Origin of the sequence: Mesorhizobium sp. M4A.F.Ca.ET.050.02.1.1, assembly GCF_003997725.1 — a bacterium.
GTDB lineage: Bacteria > Pseudomonadota > Alphaproteobacteria > Rhizobiales > Rhizobiaceae > Mesorhizobium.
This window is the reverse complement of sequence record NZ_RZSG01000473.1, coordinates 1-4745: the sequence shown is the minus strand read 5'-3', so window position 1 is coordinate 4745 and position 4745 is coordinate 1. Positions and strand designations below refer to the sequence as shown.

The window sequence follows — 4745 nt, the reverse complement described above, 5'->3', positions numbered from 1 at the left end:
GTGCTACTGGCCCGCGCGCCGCTATTTGGAGAGTTCGATCACCTGGTCGGTGCTGGTGACCATGACCCATTTGCCACCACGTTGCTCAATCGACGAGACGATGCTGGAGTCCGGCAGCTTCGAGCCGCGCTGGACGATCCACAGGCCGGCGTCGTCCTCAATCATGGCGCGGCCGTTGGCGACATGCACCATGCGGAACTTGGGGTCCGCCGGAAAGGGCTGTTGGTCGACGCCCGGAGCCTGGGCGGGGTCCTCGGGATCCTGCAACGTGCCGGTGGCGAACAAGTCGACATCGGGAACATCCTTGGCCGTCAGCGGCTGGCCGGGATTTTCCAGTTGCGAGCCGCCGCTGACGCGTCCGGCATTGGTGCCGCTGCCGCCGAACTTGATGGCCTGCACGCCGAACTGTTCCTGATTGAAGAAGATGTACCAGGGAAATAGCGCACAGATCAGACCGAGCGTGACGCCGAGCGCGGCAACGACAAAATCGCTGCGCCGGTCAGGCTTCTTGCCCAGCCGCGGAAATTCCGCCTTTGGCGGCGTGGGCCATTCCGTGCGCGGGAACAGGTCATCGATCAGTGAATCGCGGCTTGCCTGTATCGTCTCGGCGACCTCAACCTGGGAAGCCTTGGGCAAATCATCCCCGACGGTCCTAGCAGGCCCGGCGGTCCTCGGGAGAGCGGGCTTCGCCGCCTTGGCCAGGACGGCCCCGGTCCTGACCGCGACCTTGGCGGCCATAGCGCGAGCGGCCTTTGCTGTGGCGGACCGTGCTTCCTCAGCCCTGGCGTCTTCCTTGGCCCTGGCGTCGTCGAGCATCTCGCGCAGCAGGCGCTCGGTGTACTGGCGCTCACTCTCCTGCATCGCCATTCTGCTTTCCCTTCAGGTAGCGGGCGAGGTCGGCGAACGGATCGACGGACGCGCGGTCCTTCGGCGACTGCGTCAGCGCCTCGTAGATCAGCGGCACCTGGCGCACGGCGATGTCGAGCTCGGCGTCGGCGCCGCCCTGGTAGGCGCCGAGCAAGCGGATGTCGCGCGTGTCCTCGAAGCGCGAGATCATCGATTTCAGCCTGGTCACCAGCATCCGCTGCTCGGCGCTCCAGGCCTTGTCGGCCAGGCGCGAGATCGACGACAGCGGATTGACCGGCGGATAGCGGCCCTGTTCTGCGATCGCGCGGTCGAGCACCACATGGCCATCGAGGATGCCGCGCACGGAATCGGCGACCGGATCGTTGTGGTCGTCGCCGTCGATCAGCACCGAGATGATGGCGGTGATCGACCCCTTGCCCTCGGCGCCAGGCCCGGCGCGCTCGAGCAGCTTGGGCAGGTCGGTGAACACCGAGGCCGGGTAGCCGCGCGCGACCGGCGGCTCGCCGGTTCCCGTCGCCACCTCGCGCAGCGCATGGGCAAAGCGGGTAATGGAATCCAGCACCAGGAGCACGCGGTGGCCCTGGTCGCGGAAATGCTCAGCGACGCGCATGGCGGTGTCCGGGGCGCGCCGGCGCATCATGGCGCTCTCGTCGCTGGTGGCAACTACGGCCACGGTCTTGGCCATGCTTTCGGCGCCGATCGTATCCTCGAGGAATTCGCGCACTTCGCGGCCGCGCTCGCCGATCAGCGCAACGACGACCGTGTCGAAGGCGTCGGCTCCGGCGAGCATGGCGAGCAGCGTCGACTTGCCGACGCCGGAACCGGCAAAGATGCCGAGGCGCTGGCCGAAGCAGAGCGGGGTGAAGATGTCGATGACCCTGACCCCCGTCGTGAAGGCGGTGCCGACGCGCTGTCGCGCCATGGCGCCTGGCGTCGTGGCGTCCTCGCCCGAGGCGGATGCGGACCTTTCCAGCGGCGGGCCGCCGTCGATTGAACGGGTGAGCGCGTCGATGGCGCGTCCGCGCCACGAGATATGCGGCGCCACCGCCAGCGGCCCGCGCCGAAACACGGCATCGCCTATGCCGGCATCGGCGCTGCGCTCGAACGGGGCCACGACCACCTCGTCACGACCGATCTTGACGATTTCGCCGCGCCGCGCGCCGGCATGGCCGCGCTGCTCGACAATGTCGCCCAGCCTGGCGATGTCGGAAAGGCCGCGCGCCTTGTAATGGGTCGGCGAGATCTCGGCGACGCGGCCGCCGCGCCGGAGCAGGGACGCGGCGCTATCGAAGCGGCGCAGGACGCGTTCCAACGCGGCAAGCCGGTCGCGGGGTGCTGCATCAGGCTGCCTTTCAAGGGCGCGTAGCGAGGGCAGGCTGGTCGACATGCCGCTACTTGGAACCGAGCGTCTTGATGGCGTCGTCGGTGGTCGCATCGGTCTGCCGTATCAGCGCCGCCGTATTCTCGAAGGCGCGCTGGACCATGATCAGGCGGGTCATTTCCTGCACCGGATTGACGTTGGATTCCTCGAGGAAGCCCTGCGCCACGCCGACGTCGGAGCGATCGGTGACAGGTTCAGGCGTCCGCGCGGGCACGATGCCGGAATTGCCGTAGCGGACGAAATTCTGCCCGGGATCGAAATTGTAGAGGCCGATGGCGCCGACCAGTTGGTCGTTCTGTCGGAGCGAGCCGTCGGCGCCGGCCTTGGGCGGGCCGTTGCGCGGATCGAGCTGGATCGGAGCGCCGCCGCCGTCGAGCACAGGATAGCCTTCGATCGACATCAACTCGCCGTTCTCGTTCATCGAGAAACGGCCGTCACGGGTCATCACCGTGCCGGTCGGCGTTTCGATGGCAAACCATGCATCGCCCTGGATGGCGAAGTCGAAAGGATTGCCGGTCTCGGTCATCGAACCGTGCGCCGTCGAAAGATAGGTTTTGCCGGAGGATGCGAAGGAGACCGACTTCGGACCAGTGCCGGAGACGACATCCTCGAATTTCACGCCAGTGGCGCGAAAGCCGATGGTCGAGGCATTGGCAACATTGTCGGCGATGGTGTCGAGCCGGCGCTCGAGCGCGATCTGCGAGGAGAGGGCGACGTAGAGGCTGTCCTGCATGGTGTTCTCAGAACTTCAGTTTCTGCATGGCCATCATCAGATCGGTCGAGATGCCGACCGTGGTCGGCTGGGCAAAGAGCACGCTGACCGATGTCTGCGCCGTTGAGGTGGGGTTGTTGATCTCCCACAGGCTGGTGAACCGGGTCAGGAACTTGTTCAGCTTGTCGGTGTCCTTGAAATCGGCGATGTCGAGCTTCTGCTCGAACAACTGCGCCTGCTTGTCGATGTCGGCCGAGGCAAAGGAATCGGGCAGGCCGAGCGCGGTGCGCACCACGCTCGAAAGTGCCGTATCGGCCAGCACGTCGTACCAGTTGGTGATGTCGGGCGCCTTGCGCTGGAAGTAGAGTGCCAGCCGCACGCCTTGATTGGTCTCGCCGGCATTCTCCTCCAGGGTCTGGCGCATGTATTTGTCGACCGTGCCCTGCTGGGCGGAGGGAAAGAGCGTGGCGGTCGAGCCATAGGCGGCGAAGTTGAACGCCTTGACGAAGGCGGCGTAGCGCTTGTCGCTCAACTTGTTGGCGAAGCTGTCCGAATCCGAGACGCCTTCCTTGAGCGCCTTGACCATGAAGGCCTTGGCATAGGCCATGTCGCCCAGGCCGTATGCCTTCATGGCATAGGTGAACAGGCGGGTGTCCTTGACGAAGTCATCGATGGTTTTGATGTTGCCGATATTGGCGAGATAGTAGTCGGTATCGCGCTTGACGACGGGCTGCGCCTCAACCTGATCGATCGCCTTGGGTATGTCCTTGGCGATAAGCTGGTAGCTCGTATAAGTGTTCAACACGCTGTGCGCCTCCGGCGAAGCTATTCCAGGAAAATACAGTCACTTCCTTGCGCGAAGCTGAATCGGCCCCGCAACCCGCGAGCCGGACCTCGCGGGGTTGAAGCCTCGTCGATTCAAGCCTCACACAAGGCACGTGGATTATCGGTTGGGACCTGCGGTGACATGCGGAAGGATCTTGCGTGGGCATTCTGATCGGACTGGTGGTGACGCTCGGCTGCGTCCTCGGCGGCTTCATGGCCATGGGCGGCCATCTGCACGTGCTGATGCAGCCCTGGGAAGCGGTGGTCATCTGCGGCGCGGCGCTCGGCACCTTCCTGGTCGCCAACCCGATGAAGACCGTCAAGGACACCGGCAAGGGCATTCTCGAAGCGTTCAAGCAGGCGGTGCCGAAGGAACGGGATTATCTGGAGACGCTCGGCGTGTTGCACAGCCTGATGCGCGAATTGCGCTCCAAGTCGCGCAGCGAGGTCGAGGCGCATATCGACAATCCCGAGGAATCGGCGATCTTCCAGGCATTCCCGACGGTGCTGAAGAACCACGATCTCACGCATTTCATCTGCGACTACTGCCGCATCATCATCATCGGCAATGCGCGTTCGCATGAGATCGAGGCGCTGATGGACGAGGAGATCCAGACCATCAGGACCGACAAGCTGAAGGCCTACCACGCGATGGTGGCAGTCGGCGACGGCCTGCCGGCGCTCGGCATCGTCGCCGCGGTGCTCGGCGTGGTCAAGGCGATGGGCGCGCTCGACCAGTCGCCGGAAATCCTTGGCGGGCTGATCGGCGCCGCGCTCGTCGGCACCTTTCTCGGCATCTTCCTGTCCTATGGCGTGGTGGGGCCCGTCGCCACCAAGATCAAGACCGTGCGCGAGAAGAAGAATCGCCTCTACATCATCGTCAAGCAGACGCTGCTTGCCTACATGAACGGCGCGCTGCCGCAGGTCGCGATCGAGTTCGGCCGCAAGACCATCTCATCC

5 protein-coding genes are annotated in these 4745 nt (G+C 64.8%); 1 reads left to right on the top strand and 4 read right to left on the bottom strand.

Going from position 1 to position 4745, the window contains the following annotated elements; translation table 11 throughout:
* Nucleotides 1-21: 21 nt before the first annotated feature.
* From EOA33_RS24820 to EOA33_RS24805, 4 genes are read right to left on the bottom strand one after another with little or no spacing between them, the layout of a single operon-like run.
* Nucleotides 22-867 (bottom strand): hypothetical protein, encoded by an 846-nt coding sequence (locus tag EOA33_RS24820; protein WP_127406831.1) that lies wholly within the window; start codon nucleotides 865-867, stop codon nucleotides 22-24.
* Nucleotides 848-2254, bottom strand: coding sequence for a flagellar protein export ATPase FliI (gene fliI / locus EOA33_RS24815; RefSeq protein ID WP_127406830.1), 1407 nt, complete (start codon nucleotides 2252-2254; stop codon nucleotides 848-850). The genes EOA33_RS24820 and fliI overlap by 20 nt, the downstream gene beginning before the upstream one ends.
* A gap of 4 nt (nucleotides 2255-2258) precedes the next feature.
* A complete protein-coding gene (gene flgF / locus EOA33_RS24810; RefSeq protein ID WP_126058494.1) occupies nucleotides 2259-2981 on the bottom strand; it encodes a flagellar basal-body rod protein FlgF in 723 nt (240 codons plus the stop codon).
* 7 nt (nucleotides 2982-2988) lie between these two features.
* The gene (locus EOA33_RS24805; RefSeq protein WP_189347655.1) at nucleotides 2989-3765 is read right to left on the bottom strand and encodes a DUF1217 domain-containing protein; all 777 of its coding nucleotides are present in this window, start codon (nucleotides 3763-3765) and stop codon (nucleotides 2989-2991) included.
* 179 nt (nucleotides 3766-3944) lie between these two features.
* Here EOA33_RS24805 and motA point away from each other — a divergent pair.
* Nucleotides 3945-4745, top strand: an 801-nt coding sequence (motA, locus tag EOA33_RS24800; protein ID WP_127406829.1) for a flagellar motor stator protein MotA, incomplete at its 3' end; no start/stop codon positions are given.

Excerpts from the sequence above, each read along its gene's own strand:
- fliI (WP_127406830.1), bottom strand. The coding sequence starts at position 2,254 with ATGTCGACCAGCCTGCCCTCGCTACGCGCCCTTGAAAGGCAGCCTGAT.
- flgF (WP_126058494.1), bottom strand. The coding sequence starts at position 2,981 with ATGCAGGACAGCCTCTACGTCGCCCTCTCCTCGCAGATCGCGCTCGAG.
- EOA33_RS24820 (WP_127406831.1), bottom strand. The coding sequence starts at position 867 with ATGGCGATGCAGGAGAGTGAGCGCCAGTACACCGAGCGCCTGCTGCGC.